At 49.5% G+C, this 25,040-nt stretch carries 24 protein-coding genes; 8 read left to right on the top strand and 16 right to left on the bottom strand.

Going from position 1 to position 25,040, the window contains the following annotated elements; translation table 11 throughout:
* Positions 1-10: 10 nt before the first annotated feature.
* Entirely contained in the window at positions 11-562 is a 552-nt protein-coding gene (hpt, locus tag T494_RS0101540; protein WP_028504779.1) for a hypoxanthine phosphoribosyltransferase, read from the bottom strand.
* Positions 563-573: 11 nt separating this feature from the next.
* Positions 574-1,944, bottom strand: coding sequence for a glycoside hydrolase family 5 protein (locus T494_RS11910; protein ID WP_051539854.1), 1,371 nt, complete (start codon positions 1,942-1,944; stop codon positions 574-576).
* A gap of 195 nt (positions 1,945-2,139) precedes the next feature.
* Here T494_RS11910 and T494_RS0101530 point away from each other — a divergent pair, with 195 nt between their 5' ends.
* The gene (locus T494_RS0101530) at positions 2,140-3,072 is read left to right on the top strand and encodes a DMT family transporter (RefSeq protein WP_028504778.1); all 933 of its coding nucleotides are present in this window, start codon (positions 2,140-2,142) and stop codon (positions 3,070-3,072) included.
* Positions 3,073-3,097: 25 nt separating this feature from the next.
* Here T494_RS0101530 and nadA read toward each other — a convergent pair whose 3' ends face one another.
* Genes nadA through T494_RS0101515 form a run of 3 tightly spaced genes read right to left on the bottom strand, consistent with a single transcriptional unit; the run spans position 3,098 to position 5,461 of the window.
* Positions 3,098-4,027, bottom strand: coding sequence for a quinolinate synthase NadA (gene nadA / locus T494_RS0101525; protein ID WP_028504777.1), 930 nt, complete (start codon positions 4,025-4,027; stop codon positions 3,098-3,100).
* Between the two features lie 17 nt (positions 4,028-4,044).
* Positions 4,045-4,809, bottom strand: coding sequence for a type III pantothenate kinase (locus T494_RS0101520; RefSeq protein WP_028504776.1), 765 nt, complete (start codon positions 4,807-4,809; stop codon positions 4,045-4,047).
* Between the two features lie 22 nt (positions 4,810-4,831).
* Entirely contained in the window at positions 4,832-5,461 is a 630-nt protein-coding gene (locus tag T494_RS0101515) for an ECF transporter S component (protein WP_028504775.1), read from the bottom strand.
* 275 nt (positions 5,462-5,736) lie between these two features.
* Between T494_RS0101515 and coaBC the strand changes: the two genes are divergently transcribed.
* Genes coaBC through T494_RS0101495 form a run of 4 tightly spaced genes read left to right on the top strand, consistent with a single transcriptional unit; the run spans position 5,737 to position 9,540 of the window.
* Positions 5,737-6,924 carry a bifunctional phosphopantothenoylcysteine decarboxylase/phosphopantothenate--cysteine ligase CoaBC gene (coaBC, locus tag T494_RS0101510; protein WP_028504774.1) on the top strand — a complete coding sequence of 396 codons (1,188 nt, stop codon included), beginning with the start codon at positions 5,737-5,739 and terminating at the stop codon, positions 6,922-6,924.
* Between the two features lie 50 nt (positions 6,925-6,974).
* The gene (locus T494_RS0101505) at positions 6,975-8,306 is read left to right on the top strand and encodes a CCA tRNA nucleotidyltransferase (RefSeq protein ID WP_028504773.1); all 1,332 of its coding nucleotides are present in this window, start codon (positions 6,975-6,977) and stop codon (positions 8,304-8,306) included.
* Positions 8,303-8,833 (top strand): VanZ family protein, encoded by a 531-nt coding sequence (locus T494_RS13230; protein WP_051539850.1) that lies wholly within the window; start codon positions 8,303-8,305, stop codon positions 8,831-8,833. Before T494_RS0101505 ends, T494_RS13230 begins: the two co-directional genes overlap by 4 nt.
* Positions 8,830-9,540 (top strand): 5'-methylthioadenosine/adenosylhomocysteine nucleosidase, encoded by a 711-nt coding sequence (locus T494_RS0101495; protein ID WP_037343620.1) that lies wholly within the window; start codon positions 8,830-8,832, stop codon positions 9,538-9,540. The genes T494_RS13230 and T494_RS0101495 overlap by 4 nt, the downstream gene beginning before the upstream one ends.
* 36 nt (positions 9,541-9,576) lie before the next feature.
* On the opposite strand, the gene T494_RS0101490 is transcribed toward T494_RS0101495, so the two are convergent.
* From T494_RS0101490 to hflX, 8 genes are all read right to left on the bottom strand, one after another.
* Complete coding sequence (locus T494_RS0101490; protein ID WP_155984000.1) at positions 9,577-10,173, bottom strand: hypothetical protein; 597 nt, start codon at positions 10,171-10,173, stop codon at positions 9,577-9,579.
* A 117-nt stretch (positions 10,174-10,290) separates the two neighbouring features.
* On the bottom strand, positions 10,291-11,907 hold the full coding sequence (locus tag T494_RS13225; RefSeq protein WP_051539846.1) for an EAL domain-containing protein: 1,617 nt from the start codon (positions 11,905-11,907) through the stop codon (positions 10,291-10,293).
* 157 nt (positions 11,908-12,064) lie between these two features.
* Entirely contained in the window at positions 12,065-12,904 is an 840-nt protein-coding gene (locus tag T494_RS0101480) for a DUF4364 family protein (RefSeq protein WP_028504770.1), read from the bottom strand.
* Positions 12,905-12,922: 18 nt separating this feature from the next.
* On the bottom strand, positions 12,923-14,014 hold the full coding sequence (gene aroC, locus T494_RS0101475; protein WP_028504769.1) for a chorismate synthase: 1,092 nt from the start codon (positions 14,012-14,014) through the stop codon (positions 12,923-12,925).
* A 29-nt stretch (positions 14,015-14,043) separates the two neighbouring features.
* The gene (aroA, locus tag T494_RS0101470) at positions 14,044-15,270 is read right to left on the bottom strand and encodes a 3-phosphoshikimate 1-carboxyvinyltransferase (protein ID WP_028504768.1); all 1,227 of its coding nucleotides are present in this window, start codon (positions 15,268-15,270) and stop codon (positions 14,044-14,046) included.
* Positions 15,267-15,779, bottom strand: coding sequence for a hypothetical protein (locus T494_RS0101465; RefSeq protein ID WP_028504767.1), 513 nt, complete (start codon positions 15,777-15,779; stop codon positions 15,267-15,269). Before T494_RS0101465 ends, aroA begins: the two co-directional genes overlap by 4 nt.
* 6 nt (positions 15,780-15,785) lie before the next feature.
* Positions 15,786-16,895, bottom strand: a complete 1,110-nt coding sequence (gene aroB / locus T494_RS0101460; RefSeq protein ID WP_028504766.1) for a 3-dehydroquinate synthase — start codon at positions 16,893-16,895, stop codon at positions 15,786-15,788.
* Positions 16,896-16,977: 82 nt separating this feature from the next.
* Positions 16,978-18,237 carry a GTPase HflX gene (gene hflX / locus T494_RS0101455; RefSeq protein ID WP_037343616.1) on the bottom strand — a complete coding sequence of 420 codons (1,260 nt, stop codon included), beginning with the start codon at positions 18,235-18,237 and terminating at the stop codon, positions 16,978-16,980.
* A gap of 252 nt (positions 18,238-18,489) precedes the next feature.
* Here hflX and T494_RS11895 point away from each other — a divergent pair, with 252 nt between their 5' ends.
* Positions 18,490-19,176, top strand: coding sequence for a M23 family metallopeptidase (locus tag T494_RS11895; RefSeq protein ID WP_242836364.1), 687 nt, complete (start codon positions 18,490-18,492; stop codon positions 19,174-19,176).
* Between the two features lie 72 nt (positions 19,177-19,248).
* On the opposite strand, the gene T494_RS0101445 is transcribed toward T494_RS11895, so the two are convergent.
* Positions 19,249-21,159: a L,D-transpeptidase family protein gene (locus T494_RS0101445; protein ID WP_028504764.1), complete on the bottom strand. Its 1,911-nt coding sequence runs from the start codon at positions 21,157-21,159 to the stop codon at positions 19,249-19,251.
* 247 nt (positions 21,160-21,406) lie between these two features.
* On the opposite strand from T494_RS0101445, the gene T494_RS0101440 reads away from it, so the two are divergent.
* Positions 21,407-21,679: a hypothetical protein gene (locus tag T494_RS0101440; RefSeq protein WP_028504763.1), complete on the top strand. Its 273-nt coding sequence runs from the start codon at positions 21,407-21,409 to the stop codon at positions 21,677-21,679.
* Between the two features lie 97 nt (positions 21,680-21,776).
* Here T494_RS0101440 and T494_RS0101435 read toward each other — a convergent pair whose 3' ends face one another.
* Together T494_RS0101435 and T494_RS0101430 are read right to left on the bottom strand one after the other, a co-directional pair.
* Complete coding sequence (locus T494_RS0101435) at positions 21,777-23,315, bottom strand: hypothetical protein (protein WP_028504762.1); 1,539 nt, start codon at positions 23,313-23,315, stop codon at positions 21,777-21,779.
* 153 nt (positions 23,316-23,468) lie between these two features.
* Positions 23,469-24,323, bottom strand: a complete 855-nt coding sequence (locus T494_RS0101430; protein ID WP_197021106.1) for a phosphoribosylaminoimidazolesuccinocarboxamide synthase — start codon at positions 24,321-24,323, stop codon at positions 23,469-23,471.
* Between the two features lie 230 nt (positions 24,324-24,553).
* On the opposite strand from T494_RS0101430, the gene T494_RS0101425 reads away from it, so the two are divergent.
* Positions 24,554-24,979 (top strand): Rrf2 family transcriptional regulator, encoded by a 426-nt coding sequence (locus T494_RS0101425; protein ID WP_028504760.1) that lies wholly within the window; start codon positions 24,554-24,556, stop codon positions 24,977-24,979.
* Positions 24,980-25,040: the final 61 nt, after the last annotated feature.

Below are 25,040 nucleotides of genomic sequence, written 5' to 3'. Positions count from 1 at the left end.
TTTTTTATTCTTATATCTCGCTGTATTCCCCTATGTAGGGAAGATTTCTGTAATACTCCGCACAGTCCAGACCGTATCCGATAACGAATTTATCCGGTATGGTGAAAAGGGAAAGATCCGCTTTCAAGTCCACCAACCGTCTGTCCGGTTTGTCAAGGAGCGTTACAACATTAAGCGACAGAGGCTTCCTATCCCCCAGCATATCAAGCAGCTTTTTCAGCGTTCTTCCCGTGTCGATTATGTCCTCCACAACTACCAGGTGGTAATCCTTCACGTCCCTGTCAAGGTCCATCACCACGCTGACCTCTCCAGAGGACGAGGTCCCCTCAAAATAACTCTTGACGCACATAAAGCCTATCTCGCAGGGAACGGTCACCTCACGGCAAAGGTCTGCCATAAACACGAATGCGCCCTTGAGTACGCTCACAAGAAGAATGGGGTTGCCGTCGTACAGGGCGTTTATATACTCCCCTGCTCTTTTCAGCCCGTCTTTTATCTCATCTTCCGTTATAATGATGCTTTTTATTCTTCTCTCATACTCTTTTACACTGTCAAGTCTCATTTTTCACCTCGTCAGATGTATGCAGCATTGGCTGCGGCGTTTGCACGGAAAAGGCTCCTTATAAGCTTTCCGCTCTGGGTGAGCTGTCCCTCTCCTGCGCTGATGTTTGCAAGATTTGTTCCCACCTTGAACGCCGATGCGGTCTCGTTTTTATTTGCCGCCGACCAGTTGAACCAGCCGACCTTCAGGTTTTTGAGCAGGTTATACCACGCTCTTGTCTGGGACTCGTTAAAGCCGCCGTTTCCGCTGGCGTCGCAGGTACCGAACTCTGTTACCAGCACCGGAAGCCCGCTGTTATAGCATTTCTGCAAACGCTGTCTCAGCCAGTCGGTGTGGGTATTTGCGTAGAAATGCAGAGTATACAGACAGTTTGCGTCGTTTATCCTGTTGCCAAGCACCTGGTCGATATCCTGGCTCCATGTGCCTGTGCCGCAGATAACAAGGTTCTTGGCTCCGGCAGCTCTTATGGTATTAACAACCGCCTGACAGTACGGCTTTATGTTTGACTGCCAGTTTGCACCGCCGTTTGGCTCGTTGCAAAGCTCAAAGATCACGTTGTTATAGTTTTTATATTTCTGTGCCATTTCCCTGAAGAAAGCGATAGCTTCGCTTTGGTGCTTCTGGGGATTTCCGTCTTGGAGGATATGCCAGTCGATTATAACGTACATTCCAAGGCTGGTAGCGTTGGCAACACCGTTTATCACCTTGGCTTTTGCCTGTGCAGCATAACCTGTGGTATAGCCTCCCCACTCCTCGGTATACATTGCAATTCTCACGGCGTTGCACTTCCAGTCGTCACGCAGGACTCGCAGAGAGTTCACCGAAAGAATGTTGGAAAAATCCTCCCACATAATACCGTGGGTGGACATACCCTGGAGCATAAATGTATTTCCCCTGCTGTCAACGATATGGTTTCCGCTGACCTTTAAGGCTCCGTGTCTTTGCACGGGAGTTCCGCTTACAGGGGCAGGAGCAGGTGCGGGAGCTTTGGTCGTAGCAGCAGGGGCAGGCTTTGCGCCTCCGCCGTTATTATTTCCGCCGCTGTTTCCGCCGCCGTTATTCTGCTGCTGTGGGGCAGCCTTGGTGGTGGCAGCTGTTGAGGCGGCAGTTGTTGTCTGCGCCTTGGTAGTTGTCTGTGCCTGAGAGCTGCTCTGCTGACCTGCTAAGGGGTCGCCCTCTCCCTCCCAGGGTATAATGTCCCCCTCTGTGGGCATCTCAACTCCCTGGGTGGTCTCCTCGGGTGCCGAGCTTTCCTCGGAGGACTGTGATGCAGTGGTTATCTCTGCTGTGGAGCTGTCGGTCTCGTTTCCCTCGGAGCAGCCGGTAAGCAGCATCATAAGGGACATTGCCGCTGCCAGTGTTCTCATGGTTATTTTTTTCATAATATACCCCCCGCCCGACATTAATTATTGTAAGTTTACCACCATTTTATTTACGTTTTATTACGATATTATCGTTAATTATTGAAATTGTCCCCTTTGCCCATTAAAAGGAAAAAAAGTTTCACACCCCCTTGTTGATAAAGCTGTGAAAATATGTTATCATTTTATCTGAGCGTGAATCGAAAAGGTGATAACATGAAACAAAAAACTCAGCTGAAAGGCGCAGTTATGCTGCTGCTTACGGCTTTGATATGGGGCATGGCTTTTACCGCCCAGAGCAAAGGCATGGAGAGCGTGGGGGCTTTTACCTTCAACGGCATTCGTATGCTCATGGGAGCGGCGGTGCTTTTGCCCTGCATACTTATCCGTGACAGGATAGCCGGCAAAAAGCTCTCCCCGCAGGAAAAAGCCCAAAAGAAAAGGACGGACAGAAAATCCCTTAAATACGGAGTATTGCTTGGTGTGATATTCTGCGTGGCAAGCAATATCCAGCAGCAGGCTTTTGCATACACCTCTGCGGGAAAGATAGCGTTCATAACCGCACTTTACATTTTCTTTGTGCCCCTTCTGGGGCTGTTTGTAAAAAAGCGGACCCCGGCGGTGACATGGCTGTGTGTTCTTCTGGGCTTTGCAGGGCTGTATTTTCTCTGTGTTGACCCAAAGGACATAGGGGAATTCAACAAGGGGGACCTACTTGCCATAGGCTGTGCGGCGGTGTTCGCACTGCATATTCTTGCCATCGAGCGGTTCACTGCCAAAGCTGACGGACTGCGGCTTTCCGCAATGCAGTTCCTTGTGGGGGGAGTGCTTTCCTGCGCTGCCATGTTTATTTTTGAAAAGCCAAGCATCAGCGGCATTTCCGGCGCAGCAATACCTTTGCTTTACGCAGGTATCATGAGCTGCGGCGTGGCATACACTTTGCAGATAATCGGACAGAAATACACCGAGGCAACCGTTGCGTCCCTGCTTTTGTGCATGGAATCGGTGTTCGGGGTGCTGACGGCGGCGGTGATACTTGGAGAGCGGCTAAACGTGCGTGAGATCATCGGCTGCGTGATAATGTTTGCGGCGATCATACTTTCCCAGTTCTCCGAGCGGCTTTCAAGAGCAAACAAAAAGACGGCTTAAAGCCGTCTTTTCTTATTTTCGTTGTTCAGCCGCCGAGACGGATCATTTCGTCGATGCAGACCTTTGCTTTAGCTATCTGCTCGTCTGTCATCTCTATCTCAAATGCTTTGCCGTCGCTATTTCCGATACTCTCGCAGGTCTTGTAAACGTCCATTAGGGTGGTTATTTTCATATTGGAGCAGATAAGATCCTTGGACAGCACATAGAAATCCTTATCGGGATACCTGTACTGCAAATGCTCAGCAATGGATATCTCCGTGCCGATAATAAATTCCTTAGCATCGGACTTAGCGGCGTACTCCATTATTCCGCTTGTTGAGCCTGCATAATCAGCATTCTCCGTGACCTCCGGTCTGCACTCGGGGTGTACCAGCACCACAGCGTTGGGGTGAAGTCTTTTAGCCTCCTCAAGCTCCTGCTTTGTTACCCTTGCGTGAGTTGGGCAGCCGCCCTGGAGCAGCATTATATCCTTATCGGGACAAGCCTTTTTCACAAACGCACCAAGGTTGCAGTCGGGGATAAAAAGTATCTTTTCAGCGTCCATATTCTTCACTATCTTAACCGCAGAAGACGAAGTCACGCAAACGTCGCAGACCTCTTTCAGGGCGGCGGTGGTGTTGATATAGCAAACCACCTTTCTGTCGGGCTCCTTAGCCTTTATGGCACTTATCATCTGCGCATCCATCTGCTCCGCCATGGGGCAGCCTGCAAGTGGGTTTGCAAGGAAAACGTGCTTTTGCGGCGACAGCATCTTTGCCGTTTCAGCCATAAAATGCACACCGCACATAAGGATATTGCGGCTTTTCACCTTTGCCGCCTCAACAGACAGCTTGTAGGAATCTCCTGTGATGTCGGCTATCTCGATTATTTCCTTAGCCTGATAGCTGTGGGCAAGGATACATATATCCTTTTCCTCTTTTAGCCGGATTATTTTCCGCTGAATATCATTTATCATAACTTTATCCTCACCGGTCAGGTATTTTTATTGTAAATTATCATCAGTCCCTTTAAAAGCAGGTCCTCGTCAAGGATTATACTCGTCCTGCAAAGGGGAACGATAATCGGTGCCAGTCCACCTGTGGCGACCACGGTGCAATCCTTACCAAGCTCCTGCATCATCCTTTGACATATACCGTCGATAGCTCCCGCATTTCCATAGAGCAGACCGCCCTTTATACACTCAACAGTATTTGTGCCTATCACCTTTTTAGGCTGTTCAAGGGCTATCCTTGGCAGCTGGGAGGTGCGATTTATAAGCGAATCGTGGGACACCATTATCCCCGGCATTATCATTCCGCCGATATAATCCTTATTTGTATCTATGACCGAAAGGGTAGTCGCTGTGCCCATATCCACGATAATAAGTGGTGTTTTATACTCGTTTATTCCTGCCACTGCGTCAACCACAAGGTCACTGCCAAGCTGCGCAGGGTTGTCGATTTTAATGGAAAGCCCCGTTTTCATTCCGGGTCCTACTACCTTGCACTTCACCTTGGTGTACTTTTCAACTGCTGCTTTAACGGTATTTGTTATCGTGGGCACAACAGATGAGATTATCGCTCCGTCTATTTCCGAACCGTCAAGCCCGTTCATCTCAACAGCCGTGCGCAGCGTTACCGCATATTCAAGGTCTGTTGCGGTAAGACTGGTGGAAACCCTTTCTCTGAAAAGTATCTTATCCTTGTCACAGCAGCCCAGAACTATATTCGTGTTTCCTATATCGACCGCAAGTATCATCTTTTATCTCCTGTCCTTTATGTCAGGCTTTAGCTTTGCCTTTTATAAATCCTGCCTTTGTAAGTCCCACCGCAGCCGCAGCGGTAACTATCGTTGCAACAAGCATCTCAACCAGTGCATTTACACCAACGAATGTGATAATGAACCAGATAACGTTCTTGCCGTCCATCAGCTTTTCCATATATTCTGTTCTGCCAAAAAGCAGCACCAGTGTGGTCATAAACAGCACCGTGTTTGAAAACGCAGTCATAAAGCCTGCAACTGCACCGCCTACGCCGTTGTTGGACATCTTTCTTGCGATCCTGAAGGCGTAGCCTGCGATAAGTCCCACAAGAACTCTGGGGATAAACCTCTGGACAAACGCAAAGAATGGGTTGATCGCAAACAATGCTGCACCCATACCGCTGGGGACACCTATTCCGATGCACTGCAAAAAGCTGAACATTCCGAACATTCCGCCGATAACAGCACCTCCGAGAGGTCCGCAGGTCACCGCTGCTATTGCCACGGGGATGACATTAAGGGTTATTACCAGCGGTCCCACAGGGATCGAGCCGATGGGCGTGAAGGAGAAGATCATCACCAGTGCGGTCATAAGTCCCAGGATCACCAGCTGGCGAACGTTGAATGGTTTTTTTACATTTGTTTTCATAATGAAAACCTCCTTTGTTATTATTCCTGCACCGCAGGATACAATACAGCGCACAACTGCCCCTTGCCCGTTTGTGCTTTTGTAAAGTCAGACTTGCATAACAATATCTGCTTTAGCACGCTTTTCCGGGCTTTTCCGGCGATCTGCGCAGAGTTCCCCCGAACTCCGAGAATATTATATCACACTTTTTTGAAAAAAGCTATATCTTTTTTTTAATTTCTGTGTTATACTATATCCTGGACAAAAAGATACGGGAAAATTGGAGGTATTATACAATGCTGAACAAAAAGACTGTTGTACTTGCCGTTACCGGCTCTATCGCCGCCTACAAAATGGCAAACGTCGCAAGAATGCTCAAAAAGCTGGGTGCCGACGTTCACGTTCTTATGACACAAAACGCCACTCAGTTCATAAATCCCATAACCTTTGAGACTCTCACCCAGCACAAGTGCCTTATCGACACTTTCGACAGGAATTTTCAATACAGCGTTGAGCACGTTGCCCTTGCCAAGGCAGCAGACATCGTTCTTATCGCACCTGCCTCTGCCAACGTCATCGGCAAGATCGCCTGCGGCATTGCCGACGATATGCTCACCACCACCGTCATGGCGTGCCCCTGCAAAAAGCTGATCGCACCTGCCATGAACCACAATATGCTGCACAATCCTATTGTTCAGGACAACATAAAAAAGCTTGAGTCCTACGGCTACGGCATAATAAAGTCGGACACAGGTATGCTTGCCAACGGCGACATAGGCGACGGCAGGCTGCCCGAGGAAAGCGTGCTTGTGGAGCATATCCTCAAAGAGATCGCTTTTGAAAAGGATCTTGCAGGCAAAAAAGTCCTTGTCACCGCCGGTGCTACACGGGAACCCATAGATCCTGTCCGCTTTATCACCAACCATTCCAGCGGAAAAATGGGCATCGCCATAGCAAGAGCCGCTATGCAAAGAGGGGCACAGGTAACACTTGTGTGCGGACACTGCGAGGCTGAAGTGCCAATGTTCGTTGATGTGGTAAAGGTAAACAGCGCACAGGAGATGTTTGACGCAGTTACCTCGGCGGCGGCAAAGCAGGATATTATCATCAAGGCGGCTGCGGTGGCAGACTACACACCTGCTGCGGTGGCTGACAGCAAGATCAAGAAATCAGATGACGACATGAAGATCGACCTGGTGCGCACCAAGGATATTCTTAAAGCTCTGGGAGAAAATAAACCTGAGGGACAGATACTCTGCGGATTTTCCATGGAGACGGACAATGTGCTGGAAAACTCCCGCAGAAAGCTGGAAAGCAAGCACTGCGACATGATCTGCGCCAACTCCCTCAGAACACAGGGCGCAGGCTTCGGCGTTGACACCAACGTTATCACCATGATAACCCCGAGCGACTGCACCGAGCTGCCCCTTATGTCAAAAGAGCAGGCGGCACACAGGATACTTGACAAGCTGCTTACACTGTAAGACCCATTTACCCACGGGGCGGAAAACGATAACCAAAGGAGGGACACGGCGTGAAGATAAACATACCTGAATATGCCCAAACGGCACTTGATATGCTCCACGCCTGCGGCTATAAAGCATACATCGTAGGCGGCTGCGTACGTGACGCCCTGCTGGGCAAGACGCCAAACGATTATGACATCTGCACCGACTGCACTCCACAGGAGATGAAGAAGGTATTTGCCTCTTACAACGCTATTGAGACGGGCATAAAGCACGGCACTCTCACCGTCCTTATCGGTCACGACCCCATTGAGATAACCACCTTCCGAAGCGACGGAAAATACTCCGATCACCGCAAGCCTGACAAGGTCAGATTTGAAAAGGAGCTTTCCCAGGATCTGAAGCGGCGTGACTTTACTATCAACGCCCTTTGCTACAACCAAAGCGAGGGGCTGGTGGATATGTTCGGCGGGACGCAGGATCTTCAGCGACGTATCATCAGATGCGTGGGGGATCCCACAGAGCGTTTTGACGAGGACGCTCTGCGTATCCTTCGGGCAATGCGCTTCTCCTCGGTGCTTGATTTTGAAATAGAAAAAGGCACTTCGTCGGCTATCCACAGTCAGAAGGAGCTTTTGAAAAACATATCCGCAGAGCGCATTGCCGCAGAGCTTAAAAAGCTGCTTTGCGGAAAGGACCCTGCAAGGATACTCACCGAATACCGTGATGTTATGGCGGTGATCATCCCACAGCTGGAGCCTTGCTTTGACCTGAAACAGAACAACCCTCACCATTGCTATGACGTTTACACACACATCTGCAAAAGCGTGAACAACATCTCCCCCGACTGGGTGCTTCGCCTTACCATGCTGCTTCACGACATCGGCAAGCCCCTTGTACACACCACCGACTCGGCAGGAGTGGACCACTTCAAGACACATCAGCTGAAAAGCGCAAAGCTGTCACGGGAGATAACAGGTGCGCTGAAGCTTGACAACAGATCACGCAGCCGTATCTATGACCTGGTGCTTGAACACGACACCCGTATCCCCCCTGTGAAAAAGTCCGTGCGCAGACTTATGTCAAAATACGACGACGATTTTTTTGACGACTACCTTCGGGTGCGCCGTGCGGATACCCTCGCACAGTCCGGATATATGCGTGAGCAAAAGCTTGCGGAGCTTGAGGCGATCGGAGAGGTTGCCCGGCAGATCCGTGCAGAGCAGCTTTGCCTGCACATAAGCGACCTTGCGGTGAACGGCAATGACCTTATCGACCTGGGCTATGAGGGCAGCAGCATAGGCAAAGCCCTGAAAATGCTGCTTGATGCGGTGATAGAGGAGCGTACCGACAACGAAAAGGACGCACTGGTGACCTATCTTAAGGAGAATTTCAAATGAGTAAACGAACCAAGCTTATCCTGGGCTTTGTACCGCTTGTGATACTGTTTGCAGTGGTTTTCTGGTTTTCTTCCAACGACCACACCCAATCCTCGGCGCAAAGCGGAAGGGTAGTTGAGTTTATCAAAGACCATTTCCTCCCCTCTCTCAACGACATGGAAAATCAAAGCGACTACGGGCTTGTTATGGGTATCTTCACCACTGCGGTACGCAAGTGCGCCCACTTTTTTATTTACTCCCTTATGGGGGCAGCGGCTGTGGGCGGCTTTTGGTTTTTGAAAAGAAAAGGTCTGCGGTATCTTTCCGCAGTGGGGACCTGCTGTATTTACGCCGTATCCGACGAGATACACCAGAGCTTTATCCCGGGTCGCTCATGCGAGCTGCGGGACGTTGTTATAGACACCTGCGGAAGTGCCCTGGGGGCAGCTGTCTGCATTTTCATAGTGTGGGTACTGCTTTTAAGAAAATTCGCCGCAGCTTCTGAAAGCGGCAGGGAAAATACACATTCAACGGAGGAACAGCCATGAAAAATTCATCCGGCACCATAATCGGCATTATCACCGCCATGTCCTGCGAGGCAAAGGCTCTTGAGACAATGCTCACGCACGTTAAAAAAGAAAAGGTGGGCTACGGGACATTTGTCAGCGGAAAGCTCGGGGACAAGTCGGTTGTGCTTTCTGTATGCGGTGTGGGAAAGGTGTTTGCGGGAGTATGCGCAAGCATAATGATAGTCAATTACAACTGCAACCACATATTCAATATAGGCGTTGCAGGCGCACTTACACAGGAGCTTGACATTGGCGACACTGTCTGCGCCACGGCGACAGTTCAGTATGACATGGACACCTCTGCGGTGGGAGACCCTGTAGGGCTTATCTCCGGGATAAACGTTGTGGAGCTGCCCTGCGACGAAAAGACGGCACAAGACCTTGAAAGCTTTTACGCCGCAAAGAGCATAAAGCTGAAAAAAGGCATTATCGCCTCGGGAGACAGGTTTTTTAAGGGTGCAGACGAAAGGCTGCCTGTGGCGGAGCGGTTCGGTGCCTGCGCAGGGGAAATGGAAGGAGCAGCCGTGGGACAGATATGCTATGCAAACTCGGTGCCATACAACGTTATACGGGCAATAACCGACAAAGCCGGCGGCGATGCGGGACAGCAGTACATAGACAACCTTGAAGACTGCGCAACAAAGCTGGCGCAGACCTTTGCGGACTTTATCCGCAGCGGCACATAAAAAATACCCTTACCTTTTACGGTAAGGGTTCTTTTTTCAGCTGAAATCCTTTTGTATAACTATCTCTATCTTTCCCATTGCAACACCCACGGTAACGTTATCCGCAAGGTTTGCAAGAATGGACTTTTCAAGCTCGTCCCAATCCTCGCTGTATGACTTTCTGACCTCCTCGGACTCAAATGCGTCACGGTAGTTTTTCAGCGACCAGATAGTTTCCTCGTCATAGTCTGCCACACCTCTTGACCACACGCCGTAGGGGTCATCGCTAACGGAGTTGTTGTTCCCCACAATGCTTTCCATCCACACTATGAGCCTTCCCACAATGCCCTTTGATGCGGCATTTTTTCCGTCTCCGGATATGGAAAGTATCCTGTCCACGTCGTATTCACTGGTTTTATCTATAAGCACTCCCAGGTGCAGCTCAAACTTTTTCCCCACATTCTCTATCCAGAATTTTCCCTTGCCGTATTTGAGCAGGTGGGGCAGCATACATATAAGCTCCTCAGCCAGCAGACGCATTCTCAGGCAAGAACGTTTATCCAGACCGTGATACTCCGCCACTCTCTGTGCCTCTTCGGGGATGTTTGCAAAATCTTTTTCGTTCCTTTTAAGGTAATAGGTGTTCGATACCATATCCGTACCTCGCTTCAGCAAAATAATATCCTGCTTTGATTATACCATCCAGGTGGTATTTTGTCAATCATTTCCCCCTTGCCTTGAAAAAACCGCCTGTAAGAGGCGGCTTTTTTATTATTCTCCTTTTTCTTCCTCGTCCACCACCAGAGTTGCCGAGCCGTAAGCCTTCAGAGGCTTGCCTGTTTCGTCACGCTCCAGGGTATATCTTACGTGGAATGGCACTCTTCCCACTGTGAGAGGTATGACATGTTCAAAGCTGTCCATTTCCCCGCTCAGAAGCTTGTCCACTACCTCACGGTACATATCCGCATAGTCCGGCGGAAAAACTCCCGTCTCTATAAGCGGCTCGGGATAGTTATGCACCAGCGGCGGAACATTAAGATCACGCATACATCTGAAACACGGTCTCATCTCCCTGTTGGAAACGTCCACCTCCCAGGCATAAACGTTGGCGTGCTCGCTGGCAAAACGGAACCTGCGCTCGCTTTCATACAGGTCGTTATAGCACTTTTTCTCTGCGGTGACATTCTGTACCATGGCATAGAACAGATAATGCTCCTCGGTCCTTCCGATCATACGGATAAAGCTGCGCACACATATCCTGTCCTCGCCGCAGGTCTTTGAGCAGATATTGCGCCAGGTCTCGCAGCTTTCCTCGTCCTTTGATCTGATGGCACGCAAAAGCGTCTGCTCATAGATCTCACGGTTTTTCTCGTCAAGGGACGCCCAGGGGTCGGCATCAAGTATCTCCTGCTCCATCATATTCATGCCGATCTCTTTTATATATTTCTTGTTCACCTTGAGTATCTCTGCGTCACCGTTGTGATATGTAAAAATAACTGCGCCGCCCACAAAGTTATTGAAGATAATAGTCTCCATAGACCGGGGATCCCAGAAGCGTCCTGCTTCCATGCTGTTTATAAGATCCATAGCAGGTGTCAGAGGTTCGTGTTCCAGCTGCCCAAGTTTTTCTCTGAACTCATCCTCCGCAACAGGCTTTGAATACAGATATCCCTGGACGTACTTGCAGCCTATGCTCTTCATATAGTCCGCCTGCTCCATGGTCTCAACGCCCTCTGCGATAACAGGTGTACCCAGCCACTTTGCCATACGCACTATGGCGCTGATTATTGTGCCCCCTCTGCCGCCGATCTCGCCGCTGAGAAAACGCATATCCAGCTTAATAACGTCCACCGCCAGGTCCTTGAGCACATTAAGGGAGGAATATCCGCTTCCGAAGTCGTCCATTTCCACAACGTATCCGTACTCATGCAGCTGGCGCAGCACGCCGGACACAAGCTCCATACCGCCGATGGCAGAGCTTTCCGTTATCTCCACGTGCAGGTACTTCACAGGTATATCATAGCTTTTGCGCAGATTCTCTATCTGCTCCACATAATTCTTGCGGTATATATCATATCTTGACATATTCACCGACACGGGCACCGGTGTGTCCCCGTTATCAAGGCATTTGCGCAGAAATCTGCACACCGCCTCAAACACCGCCAGGTCGGCTTTATAGATAAGGTCGTTCTTTTCCAGCACAGGGATAAAGTCCGAGGGATACTGCATACCGTAAACGGGATGCGTCCACCTCATAAGTGCCTCCGCACCTATCATTCTTCCTGTGGAATGGTTTATCTTGGGCTGATATGTAACAAAAATGTGCCCGAATTTCACTGCGTCGTCAAAGCACGCCAACAATTCCTGTTCTGTCATTACTCTGTTCATAATATCCCCCTTTACCTCCCGGGTCGTCATCTTTATTCTTTATTATACCACTACCCGGCATAAAAATCAACAGTTTTTTGCCGAAAAGAGCCGTTGCGATACAGCGGATTTACCAAAAATTAAAAGAGAACGAAACTGCTTCCGTTCTCTCCTGTGTTCATATCCTGTTTTTCAGCACACATTCCACTGCGCTTTTATAAAGCCCGGTATCCTGTTCCAGCCTGTTGGCGATATACTGCGCCTGCTCCTTATCGGGAGCACCCACATCAAGCTCCATAAGCACCTTTGCGCCGCAGCTGCATTTACAGCTTACTATCAACCCTTGCGGCAGCTGTTTTATCCGGCAGCTGTTTTTTGTCTGTGCCCTTTCAGCCTTTTCTCTTGCCGCAGCCGTAAGTCTTTTTTCCAGATCCGTCTGCTGTACGCTATCCCCGCCCTCAGATGCCGGCGCACCTAAAATATGGTCCATGACCGAGCAATAAAGCCTTGAAGGGTCGCTGTTCATAAGTGACCTTTCGTGGTCGGAAAGCTCCCTGTCCGTGTTCCACAGCACCATGCGCATAAGCATTCTTCCGCTGTCGCAGCACTCACACTGTGCTCCGCAGTCGTCCCCACGGGATACCAGCTCCACGCTTATATCTCTGCGGTTTTTTTCCTCCTGCATATACTCCTCGCCGGAGGCGAGCGCTCTGTCTCTCAGACTCCTTGGCACCATGCTTTCCAGCTCCGCCACAAGCTGTCTGCCTGTTTCGGTAAGCTTTACATGACCCTCATCGTCCGTTTCGGTCATCCCGTTTCTGCACATCTGCTCAAACGCCTCAACGTAGGTGAAATATCCGATAACGTTGCCGTTCACCGTGAGTATCTCACGCAGCTGTGCCGCTGTACAGGGTGTCTGAGAGCTTGAAAGAAAGCTTCCGATAAGTATTTTCGCCTGGCTCACATCAAAGACCGTTTTCATCTGCTGTGAAAAAAACCTCTCGGGGTTTCTTTCCAAGAATAAGCCCCCCCTTGATCAAAAGTTTGGATAATCCAGCATATGGTTGAGTATGGCAATATTCAGCGCAGCCTCCACCGCAGGCACAGCCCTTGGGACTATGCAGGGGTCATGTCTGCCCTTTATCTCCAGCGTTTCGTTTTTCATTGCGGAATAATCCACCGTTTCCTGGGGCTTTGAGATGGATGGTGTAGGCTTTACAGCCACACGCAGGGTTATTGGCATACCGCTTGAGATGCCGCCCAGGATGCCGCCGTGGTTATTGGTTTTCGTTACAACGTGTCCGTTGTCGTTCACATAAAACTCGTCATTGTTCTCGGAGCCTGTAAGCTCTGCGCTTGCAAAGCCTGCTCCGAATTCAAGTCCCTTTACTGCGGGGATACCGAAGATAAGCTGTGCGATGGAGTTTTCCAGTCCGTCGAACATAGGCGAGCCTATGCCTGCGGGAACATTTATGGCGATAGCCTCGATAACTCCTCCCACGCTGTCGCCGGCTTGTCTGGCTTTTTGTATCTCTTTTTTCATCTCGTTTCCCTGAACGTCTATGATAACAGGGAAATCCTTGTCCCAAAGCTCTCTTATATCGTCCTTTGAGGTATTTATCACATCAAAGCTCTTATCCTGTATGCCATGTATCTGTGCGATATGCGCACCTATGTATATCCCTCTTCTGCGAAGTATCTGCTGTGCTACCGCACCTGCAAAGCAAAGGGGAGCGGTGAGCCTGCCGGAGAAGTGTCCGCCGCCACGAAGGTCGTTGAAGCCTCTGTAACGCAGAGCACCTGTATAATCCGCATGACCGGGTCTTGCGAGCTTTGAAATGTTGGAATAATCCTGAGAATGGTGGTCGGTATTTGCGATTATGGCGCAGATAGGCGTGCCGGTGGTCTTTCCGTTATAGAACCCCGACATTATCTGTGGAATATCCTTTTCACTGCGGGCGGTGGTAAGACCGTCCTTTTTTGGCGCTCTTCTTGCCATGAACCTGTATATCTCGTCAAGGTCAAGGCTCTCCCCTGCAGGGATATTGTCCATGCACACACCGATGGCTTGTCCATGGCTTTCTCCGAATATTGAAAAGGTTATCTTATTGTTCCATGTCGATGACATATTCTTTCCTCCACCTGCCGCAAAGCGGCTTAATTCTCAATAATAATATCCCCGCCCAGGTTTTTGTAGACCTGAAAAAAGTCGGGATAGGATTTTTCAACGCACTGTGCGCCGATAAGCGTTACAGGTGCCGTACTTCTTGTTGCCGCCACAGCCATTGCCATTGCTATCCTATGGTCGTTAAAGCAATCAACGCTGCCTCCGTCAAGGCTTTGCACTCCCTGTATCTCCAGAAAGTCCGCTCCTGCTGTGACCTTTCCGCCGAGGGCGTTAAGACAGCTGCTTATGGCACTGAGCCTGTCGCTTTCCTTTATGCGCAGTCTTGCAACGTTGGTGATGCGGCTTTTGCCCTCACAAAAGCTCGCAAGCACTGCAAGTATGGGCACAAGGTCGGGTATATCCGAGCAATCCAGCTCAAAAGCTCTGAGCCCACCACTTTTATTATACACTATTTCTCTGCATATTTCAACAATTTTTTTATCCCCCTGGGAAGATTTTTCATCAAGCCCCAGGATATCTATGTCCGAGCCAAGGGAATTTGCCACGTAAAAGAAAGCCGCCTGGGAATAATCCCCCTCGACAAAAGCGTCAAAACAGCCCATATCTCCACCCTTTACAGAGTATCCGCTGTCCGTTTCCTTTACGCTCACTCCGCACTTTCCAAGACATTCGGCGGTTATGTCCACATAGGGTCGTGATTGCAGTGGGGTGGTGAGCACAAGGCTGCTTTCCCCTTTCATTGCGCTAAGGGCAAACAAAAGCCCGGTAACAAACTGCGAGGACACATCTCCTCCAACCCGGTATTCCCCGGCAGTCAGCCTGCCTCTCACGGTAAAGGGCATTGTTCCGTTATAGTCAAACTCCGCCCCGTGCTTTGGCAGCTCCTGAAGATACGGGGTTATGGGTCTTTGGGGCAGCTTGCCCTGTCCGTAAAAGGTGGTTTCCACCCCAAGGGCACACGCCACAGGGATAAGAAATCTCAGAGTAGACCCCGACTCACAGCAGTCGATAACAGCTTTTTCGGGTGCTTTTTCGATGCCCTTGATAACGGCGGTATCGCCGTCGATGTCTATCTGCGCACCGAGTGCCCGCATTGCGTTTATGGTCGCAGTTATGTCCTTGGAAAAGCTGAGATTGCTCACTCTGCTCGTTCCCTTTGAAAGCGCTGCGGCGATGACGAGCCTGTGTGCCACGCTCTTTGACGGCGGAACGACCACTCTACCCTTGAGTTTTCGGGGATCTACAGTTACTATCATTCTTTTCTCCAATCAAAACTTTTCTGTTTTTTCTTTTCATTAAGTACCGACCTTATGACGCATACACACACTATCACCCACAGCACAGCGATCACAATAAGGACTATCCTGGTATGCGTCAGGTATTTCAGCTCTCCCTTGATATAATAATCACTGTGATCGTGAGGGTCATAGAATATCCGTATCCTCTGCCCTTTCTCGTAATTCGAGCTGGTGCTTTTGATAACATCGATGCTGAAATCGCTATCCTTATCAACAGCTATCGTCAGCCAGGTTTTGATATGGTGGTTACCGCCTGTTACATTCTCTATGTCTGTTACCACGGCATCTGCCGTTTCGGTACATTCAGCTTTCTGCATTCTCTGAAGATCGCCCACACACCACTGCGCCAATATCAAAATTACCTCGAAAACCAGCACCAGCCACATACAAATACGCTTGGCTTTAAGCGTTTTCTTCTTCTCTTCTTTTAGCTTTTTCAGACGTTTGTTATACTTTGATTTTGACATTTTATCCTACATCTTGCTTAAAACATCTGCGATCTGCTCGCGGCTTATCTGCTTGCCGTAGTTATTGCCGCCAAAGCACATCATCTCGCCTATCTGCTTTTGGAAAACAAATCTCAGCTTGCCGTCACGTACTTTCTTGTCGGTGTAGAGTTTATCGAGCAGCTTTTCCCTGTCGATATAATCGGGTATGCAAACAGGCAGCTGCGCTCTTTCGCAGAGCTTTTCAACCCTCTGCACGTTTTCCTTTGAGATAAAGCCGAGCTTTTCGCCGAGCCTTGCCTGTGCGCAAAGCCCTATGGCAACGGCTTGTCCGTGGAGCAGTTTATAATCCGAGACAGTTTCTATCGCTCTGCCGACAGTATGACCGAGATTGAGCACCTCACGCAGACCGCTTTCCTTTTCGTCCTGCATAACGACTTTATACTTGACCTCGCAGTTGTGCCGGGAGATATACTCGCACACCTGACGGTCACAGTCAAAGACTTTTTCGATATTCTTTTCGAGATACTCAAAAAGCTCCCTGTCCCCAAGACAGCCATGCTTTATCGTTTCCGCAAGACCGCTTGATATCTGCTCACGGGGGAGAGTTTTCCAGGTATCGATGTCTATATACACCTTTCGGGGCTGGTTGAACATTCCTATAAGATTTGTGGCAAGGGGGGTATCCACCGCCGTCTTTCCTCCCACCGAAGCGTCCGCTGCCGCAAGCAGAGTAGTTGCGTAATTCACAAAGGGCACTCCTCTGCCGAATGTGCCTGCGGTAAAGCCTGCAAGGTCTGTCACGACGCCGCCCCCAAGGGCTATCACGGCGCAGTCACGGCGAAAGCCCTTTTCCAGCATTGAGTCCTCAACAAACTCCTTCATCTGCCTTGTCTTTGACTTTTCACCCGCAGGTATAACGAATCTGTGCACCTCAAAGCCTTCCCCGGTCAGGGCATCTGTGAGCTTATCCGCATACAGCTTTTCCACTATGCTGTCTGTTATAAGCGCAAGCTTTCTGCGCCCCCCTGCAAGCCCTGCTTTCAGGTCGCTTACAAGGCTGTCGTAAAGCCCATAGCCTATCTCTATATCGTACGAATCGTCCACGACTCTTTTAAGACTCACATTGAATTTCATTTTTATCCCCCACGTTGAGAGTATTTTTCGCATACCATTATATCAAATTTTACCCTGCCTTGTCAACAAAACTTGTTCGACATCATTCGCACTTATACTCCTGCACCATATGATAGACTTTAACGTCCACCTGCACATCACACAGTATACCATCGGGAGTATACTCCTCACTGAACACCTTGCCGTCCACACGGATAGTACTCAGCAGCCCAGCCTTATCAAACGGCACAAGCAAGCGACAGCGGGTACTTGAACGAGGCAGGGCATTCTGCACGGCTAAAAGCAGCTCTGTGATGCCTGTACCGTTTTTTGCGGAGATCTTCACGGTATTTGCCTCACCCTCAAGCTCCCCTTCGTCCGTAAAAGCCACCTTGTCCCACTTATTAAGCGCAGTGACCACGGGGATATCCTTACAGCCAAGCTCATTGAGCAGCTGGTTTGTGACTCTGACCTGCTCCCGGCAGTCCTCGGCGGAAGCGTCGCAGACATGGATTATAACATCGGCGTTGGCAGCCTCCTCCAGAGTGGACTTGAACGCTTCCACAAGGTGGTGGGGCAAGCGTCTGATAAGTCCCACCGTATCCACCAGCATGACCTCCCTGCCGTCGGGAAGGGTAATCGCTCTTGAGGTAGTCTCAAGCGTGGCAAAAAGCTTGTTTTCCGCCAGAACTCCCGCCTGTGTCAGGGTGTTGAGCAGGGTGGATTTGCCCACGTTGGTATACCCCACGATGGCAGCCACACGGACGTTGTCTTTTTTGCGCCGCTTTCTGAGCATATCCCGATGCTGCGCCACTTTTTCAAGCTCCTGTGAAAGCTTTTCAATGCGGCTTCTGATATGTCTTTTGTCCGTTTCCAGTTTACTTTCTCCGGGACCTCTTGTGCCTATCCCGCCTCCGAGACGGGACAGGTCCGCACCCATTCCCGTAAGTCTGGGCAGTCGGTACTTGTTCTGGGCGATCTCCACCTGCAGCCGTCCCTCACGGGTAGTGGCACGCCGGGCGAAAATATCCAGTATCAGCATGGTCCTGTCAATGGTGAATACACCGCACACATTTTCAATATTCCTTATCTGGGTCGCTGTCAGCTCGCAGTCAAAAACTATCCTGTCCACATCAAGCTGTCGGCAAAGCTCCGCCATTTCCTCAAGTCTGCCTGCGCCGATACAGCTGGCACTGTCGTAAGACTGGCGTTTTTGCACCACCCTTGCCACCACCTGACCACCTGCGGTGTCCACCAGCTCCTCCAGCTCGTCAAGGGACATCCTTACGTCATAGCTCCCCAGGTCCACCGCTGCCACAAGGACCTTCTGCACATTTATCTCATTTTCCGTTATCTGCTCCATAGACTTTACCTCTTGTATCTGAAATATCTGTTTTTAAATTTATATCACATCATTATCTGCTTGTCAATAATTTTTCCGGCGTGGTGAATAATTCCGCTCCGATTGTCCAAAATAAGGTCAAAGGACTTATGCACCGATAGCATAAGCTGACATCTGGCGGACAGCTTTGCCGCACAGAAAACGTCTTATCGGGGAAAGGTTTTTTATACCATGAGATTCATTCGCTTCAAAAACTCAAAAATTGGCAGGTACATGGGCAAAAAAGGTATATATATCACCGTAGGAGCCTGTATCCTTGCACTGGCAGGTGCAGGCGTGGCGGCATACAATAAGACCATGGACACCATAAGCGACACCCTGTCTCTTGCAGAGCCGTCAAGTATGTCCCAATCTGCGGACAACAAGCTTGACAACATTATCAAATCGCCAGACAGCTCTCAGTCCTCTGCCGAGCAGGCGGACAAAAAGAAGGACTCCCAGCCCAAGGACAGCTCCTCAAAGTCTGACCTTGACATCAAGACTCAGCCAAGCATCATGCCCGTTGACGGCGAGGTCATACAGCCGTTTTCCAACGGTGAGCTGGTGAAAAGCAAGACCCTTGGGGTGTGGAAGACACACGACGGTGTGGACATCAAAGCCGATGCAGGCACTGCCGTTAAAGCCATGAACAAGGGTGTTGTGAAAAAGGTCTACAACGATGCTCTCTGGGGCAGCTGCGTGACTATTGACCACGGCAACGGCATTATTGGTCACTACCGAGGCATGGCAGCCACCGTCAGCGTATCCGAGGGGGACAACGTAAACTCCGGGGACGTTATCGGCTCCGTGGGCGAGACCGCACAGATAGAATCCGCCCTGCCTGCTCATCTGCACTTTGCACTTGAGAGAAACGGCAGCTGGATAGACCCGGTGGACTTTATCGACCCTTCTACAAAATGATCTCCCTCCCATAATAATATCCCCAATAAAAACTCCGCAAAGGTCTTTGCCTCTGCGGAGTTTTGCTGTTTATCAGTTTGGTTTTGTAGCTGCACCGGCAGCAGCCTTATCTATCTTGTAGATAAATACAGGTGTGTTTATCGGCACATTGTCAAATACATACTTAGCCTTGTCAAGCGGCATATTTATACATCCGTGAGATGCAGTTCCCGCATACTTGTATTTTGTTCCGCCGAATACGCCGTACTGCCACGAAGCGTCGTGCAGTCCTGCGCCGTAAAGACTCATATTTGTCCAGTATGTCGTAGGTGATGCCCATGTCGCACCGCCTGCGCTTCCCCGAAGCACCTTGTTGCGCTCCTTATAGAACACCTTGAACACGCCCTCACGGGTATATCTGTTATAATCTCCGTCAAGTCCGGAAACGATGTCGCTTTCCATAGCCACCTTGCCGTCCTTGTAATACCACAAGTGCTGCGCTGCCAGGTCGATCTCGATATAGGTGTTGCCCCAATCCTTTTCAGCGGTCCACACCGACTCATCACAGGTGAATGTGAAATTCTGGTCGTTAGGCCATGTGTAATAAACAGGCTTTACCTTGGCGTTCTTAGCTTCTCTTATAAGTCCTGCGATAAGCTCCATGGTCTTTTGCTGATCCATCCACCAGCCATAGCTGCCCGAATCGTTCTCGCCCATCTTGCCGCCCTTAATGGTAATAACGCCTTTTTTGGTGGTCTTGAACTCTCTGTCCTTGCCATAGGTGTCATATTTCTTTGAAAGCCCCTCAACATAGGTCTCAACCTGTTTCATGTCAACGGCGATACCGTTGTCAGCTTTATCATCAAAGTTTACCCAGTTCATGACCATATCGCCTGTGAGCTGTTCCTGGGCGTATACAAAGTCAAGAGTTATGGTGAAGTTGAACATCTTGTTGAGCTTGTCGCACTTCTCTTTAAGGGAATCTGCGGTTATCTTCGCTGTCTCGTAGCAGTCCACCTCAGCCACGTCTACGATGAATGTACCCTTGTCAAGGCTTTTTTCAACGTAGTCGTAAAGGTTCTTTATCTTGTCCAGATTTATCTTGTCGCCGGGCTTCTCCTTGACGATAACATATCCCGAGCCGTCTGTGCTCTTCTGGATCGTAGCGTCAATAGGATCCTTGCCGGAGCCTGTTGCTGTCATCTGCTTTTTGAGCTGTGTTTCAAGCAGAGTCTTATCGTAATCAAACTTTTCCTCAAGTTCAAACTGAGTATTCTTGAACTTTGAAGCAACCCAGTTGTAATGGTTCTGGGAGTTATAGAACTTCTCTATCTCGTACTGGGTCTTGTCCTCGTATCCGATCTCCTTCAAAGGAATGGATATCTGCTCGCCGCCCAATCTTACTATTGTGATGCTGTCCTTGAGCTGTGACTTTTCCTTTACCATCTTGTAAGCTTCTTCTTTTGTCTTTGAGCTTACATCTATGTTGTTGATGAAGGTGTTGTCAAGAAATACGCCCTTGTACTTGTTCACGCCAACTATGTATGCCACAGCAAGTCCCAGAACTATAACGCCCAGCAGTGACAGACATACTATCAGCGGAGCCTTTGATTTCTTTTTCTTTCTCACCGGTCTGCGGTTTGCGCTCTGGGGTCTTCTGCGTGGATCGGAGCTTCTTCTCTGTCCCTGCTCCCTGCGCTGCGGGCTTCTTGCACCCTCCGGTCTTTTTCTTCTAACCTGTGACATATCTCTTTCCTCTGTGCCTGCCCTTCGTGGAGCCGCACGTTCATAGCTGCGTGTATTGTTCACAGCCTCGTTGACTTTTCTGAGTGCTGCGTTTTCGCTTATTTCGCTCTTATCCTCAACTGTGTCGCTGTTAAAGGATGCATTTGCCATGTTCCTGGCAATAAGCTTTGCCTTATCTTCCTTTGATACGGCGTTTTTCACAGCCTCGTCAGCGCCCTCTTGTGCAGAAACTGCATTTTTTATCTCATTATCTTCCATGCTCTGACCTCACAGTCTTTACTAAATACACATATTTTTTCGTTAAGTAGATGTATTATACACCTTTTTTGTAGAAATTGCAAGTAAAACCGTTGTTTCGGCGTTAAATTTTCAACAGTACACAAAAAAGTACACATACAGCCCTCACCCCTTGTATATAATTGCTATAGCTTGACGATATGGAGTAATTGTGCTATAATCAAACTTGCTTGATTTTTCCGATCAGATAACGAAAGGACAGTTGATTATGCCCGAAAAACAGATAGCTTCCACAATGAACACCGCTGCGCTTGTTGCTCTTATCGGAGCAGGTGTATTTTATATACTTTCCATACTCTCGGCAGTCAAGAGGCTTTCCTCGAAAAAGAGAAAGACCTCCAAGGCAGGCATCATGTTTCTTGTCCTTGCCACACTTTTTGCCGTCAGCGCAATGATGCTCCACCTGGGCTTTTCATGGTGGATAATCGCCATTATAATTATTGCCGACTGTGTGCTGGCGATGCTGCTCACCGACGGCTGAGCAGGGTCTTGTCCCCTTTTGGGCAGGCAAACAAACAACACAACAGACAAAGCCGATGTGTACCGGTACCGGTATCCAACGGCTTGTTTTTTTTGTTCTATTTTCGTGGGCTGCCGCAGCTGCTGCAGAATTTGCCGGTGTTTTCAGCATATCCGCATTGACTGCACTCCCATTTTTCCTGCTCGGTGTACTGTGCTGTGAGCGCTGACGTTTTGTTGTCGGGGGTGGATACAGTTACTGCTGTGCCGGCAGGACCCATCATGCCCATTCCCCCTGTTTTAGGCGCTTCACGGCGCATAGAGCTTATCACGCTCTCACTGCACAGCCTTTGTGTAAACTCACTCAGCTTCCCGGTTATTTCGCCGCCCCCGTGCTGACTTATCGCCTTAGGGTCAAGGGTAAAGCAGACAAAGGATCTGCCTCCCTCCTCAGAGTCGTCAAATACAATGCTGTAACCGCCCCCTTCCCAACTGTCGGTCATGTTTGCAAAGGGGTCCTTCGAGCGGTCGTATGTGAGTCGGGAAAGGTTTGTGAGGTTGTTATCTCTGATATACTGTTCAAGCTCCGCAATGACCTTCTCCCCTGCCTTTAACTCGGTGACCACTGCGTCATAGCTTCCCTGCTGTATATACTTTGTGACGGCTGCACCGCCGTCAGCCCACACCGCCTTGGTGCTGTCCTCGCGGTGACTGTTGATGCTCATGCCGCCGCAGCGGCTTATATGCTCAAAGCTGATGATCCTGCCGTGGCTCACCTTTTCTTCAAGCAGCCCGGCAAGCTGCTCGTCCGGCTTGTCCACGGGCATCAGTCCCACGGTTTTCATCATCTCTGTTATGCCGCCGGGAATACCCATCTGCTTTGCAGCCTCCGACGGCTGGATCGGCTGTGTTTCTACTTCCTTGACCTCCTCTTTTTTCGGCGCAAGGTCAGGTCGCCAGCTGCCGCAGTTGGCGCAGAATTTGCCCTGGTTCCCGTCTTGTCCGCACTCGGGGCACTTCCAGTCACCGCCGTTATAAACAAACTCCGTGGAGATGGTTTTTTCAGGCTCATCAGTCACCTGTGTGGGCTCCTGTGTGGGCTTTTGGTCGGGGAACCAAAGCTTTTTAAGCTCGATAACACGGGGGTCGGTAGGGGGGCTTTGCTTTTCGCTTATCAAACCATCGTCGGTGACAAAGCTGAAAAGTATATCGGTTATCTCCTTGACCACAGCGCCTGCGCCGTAAAACTCAGCCGTATCGCAGTTGAAACTAAAGGTATTTCCTCTTTCATCGTCTGTAAAAAGGCGGATACCCGAGGAACTTGAATAGTCAAAGACCCTGGGACGATCGTCTTTTTCCGGGTCGATGCGCATCTCTCCCCAGGCGTACAGATTTTCCCTGTCGGCGATCTGTGCAATCTTATCCAGAGCTTCCCTGTCTGCACGGTAAAGCTTTTCCACCGTACCGTCCATATCGCTTTTGTGCAGGTGCAAAAGCACCATTTCCCCGTCAATCTCTTTAAGGGTATAGCTGTCGCTTACGCCGCTGAACATCATCATTCCGTTGGATCTTGAATTCATTTCGGCTGCCACAAGCTTTCCGTGATCCACCTGCATAGCCTTTACGTCTTTTAGCGTGGGATATCTGTTGTCCTGCATTTTTTGTACCTCCCCTTTTTCCGGTTTCCCATATCAGCCCTGCGGCAGAAAACGTCTTTTGCAGCGGCTGTCTTCGGGATATATTTTATCATGCCGCTGCTGCATTGTCAACAAAAAAAGCCTGCCCGAGGGCAAGCTCTTTTCTTATTATTCTCAGCCTGTTATTTTCTCTCTGCACTGGTCATAAAGAGCGGCAGTCTTTGCCACTATCTCATCAGGGAGCTTCGGAGCAGGCTCTACGCCCTTGAGGTCGTTGGCGATGAGCCAGTCACGTACAAACTGCTTGTCATATGACTTGGGAGACTCGCCTACTTTATACTCCGCAGCGTTCCAGAAACGGCTTGAATCCGGTGTGAACATCTCGTCTGCCAGCACTATCTCTCCGTTTTCGTCCAGTCCGAACTCAAACTTTGTATCTGCGATTATAATGCCCTTTGTAAGCGCATAGTCATAGCACTTGTTGTAAAGAGCGATGGAAATGTCAAATATCTTCTGAGCCAGCTCCTGACCTACGCCCTGAGCCATTTCCTCACGGGTGATGTTGATGTCATGTCCCTCGCTGCTCTTTGTGGACGGGGTAACGATAGGTGTTTCAAGCTTTTCTGCAAGCTGATGCTCTCCTGTGAACTGTGCTCCGCAGAAGCTCTCCCCTGCCTTGTATGCGTTCCACATACTGCCGAAAAGATAGCCTCTGACAATGACCTCATAAGGCAGCATCTTCAGCTTTTTAACCTTTATCGTCCTGTCCTTGTAATAGCTGTCTGCAAACTCGGCAGGCATATCCTCCTGCTTTGTGGAAACGATGTGGTTTTTAACAATGTCCTTTGTGTAGTCGAACCAGAAATTTGCTATCTGTGTAAGGTTTACTCCCTTGCCCGGTATCTCGCTGTCAAGAATAACGTCAAATGCGGAAATACGGTCTGTGGTGACGATTATAAGCTCGTCCTTTCCTGTGTCATATACCTCACGGACCTTTCCCGATATGATCTTTTTCAGTTCGCTTTCCATACTTATGTACCTCCGGTTGTTTTATTTTTTATCTGCCGTTAAAATTATAGCATCACCGCAGAAAAAATGCAATGTGCGTTTTAACAATATTATCTGTCTTTTGTGTGAACATAATATTATCTTGTGCCAAAAATCCCCTCTTGACAACTTACAAATTTTGTGTTAAACTAAAACCAACTTACAAGGTTGGTTTTAGTGCTTAAGTTTTATTAATAAAAAGGAGTTTATCTATGATATCTACAAAAGGACGTTATTCCCTGCGCATACTGCTTGACCTTGCCGAGCATCGCAACGGGAATTTTATCCCCATGAAGGACGTTGCAAAGCGTCAGGGCATCTCCCTGAAGTACATTGAAAGGCTGCTGCCTGCCCTTAAAGAGGGAGGGCTTATCCAGAGCCTCCACGGCAAAGGCGGCGGATACAAGCTTACCCGTGAGCCTCAGCAGTACACCCTTTGGGAGATACTTATGCTTTCCGAGGGGGACCTTGCGCCGGTGGAGTGTCTGCGTGAGCACAGCGAGCAGTGTACCCGTTCGGGCTACTGCAAAACACTTCCCATCTGGCAGGAGTACTACAAGATGACAAAGGACTATTTTTCCGGCATCACCCTGGCGGATATTTCAGGCAACAAAGTGGAGTACGACTATATAATCTGACCTTCGGACAAAAATTCAGCGGAGCACATCGCTCCGCTTTTTGTTTTTATTACAGCCTGTA

The organism is Ruminococcus sp. FC2018 (assembly GCF_000621805.1).
In the GTDB taxonomy this organism is placed as follows: Bacteria; Bacillota; Clostridia; order Oscillospirales; family Ruminococcaceae; genus Hominimerdicola.
This window is presented reverse-complemented; position numbering and strand designations above follow the sequence as displayed.